Source organism: Pelomonas baiyunensis, from assembly GCF_043555935.1.
GTDB lineage: Bacteria > Pseudomonadota > Gammaproteobacteria > Burkholderiales > Burkholderiaceae_C > Pelomonas > Pelomonas baiyunensis.
Genome location: NZ_JBIGIB010000019.1, coordinates 1 through 315, shown reverse-complemented (window position 1 = coordinate 315; position 315 = coordinate 1). Strand labels below are relative to the sequence as shown.

The following is a 315-nucleotide window of genomic DNA, read 5'->3' as shown; positions in this document are numbered from 1 at the left end:
CCTGGCTGGATGGCCGCCCGCCTGCTCGATGCCGCGGCCGTGCAGGCCCTGCAGCCCGATTTCGTCGCCATGCAGGGCTTGAAGCTTGGCGTGGTGGGGGCGCATCCGGCCGACAGTGAGTGCCAGTTCGAAGTGCGCGCCTTCGTGCCTGACCTGGGCGTGCCGGAAGACCCCGTCACTGGCAGCCTGAATGTCGGCCTGGCCCTGTGGCTGCAGGGCGCGGGCTTGGCGGGCGAAACCTACATCGCCGCCCAGGGCGCGGCGCTCGGCCGCGCGGGTCGCGTGCACGTCAGGCGCGATGCCGAGGCGACCTGG

Annotated in this window: 1 protein-coding gene; it reads left to right on the top strand. The window is 72.7% G+C overall.

What is annotated here, in order from left to right:
• A partial coding sequence (locus ACG01O_RS22250; protein ID WP_394387802.1) for a PhzF family phenazine biosynthesis protein occupies nt 1-315 on the top strand: 315 nt, incomplete at both ends.